The organism is Leifsonia sp. HAY1-4F (assembly GCF_056755275.1).
Map to the genome: position 1 here is coordinate 1 of NZ_JBNDHX010000394.1, position 257 is coordinate 257.

1 pseudogene is annotated in these 257 nt (G+C 58.0%); it reads left to right on the forward strand.

From position 1 onward, the window contains the following. Nucleotides 1-257: pseudogene (locus ACPYOG_RS19925) on the forward strand (hypothetical protein); the annotation flags it as partial.

The following is a 257-nucleotide window of genomic DNA, read 5'->3' on the forward strand; positions in this document are numbered from 1 at the left end:
GCTCCATGTGGCGGAGGATGGCTCGTTCTCCATTGCTGCGGCCGTGTGGAACGTGAATCAGGGAACCCCAGTGCACGGCCACGAAACATGGGGAGTGGTGGGTATCTACAGCGGCGTGGAACGGGAGAAGCAATTTGAAAAGCCCACAGTTCCGGATCTCCCTTTGAAGTACTTGGGCACCAGCGACTGGCATCCTGGCGAGGTAACTGTCTGCTGCACCACCGATGACGATATCCATCAGGTCAACTGCGAAGGCG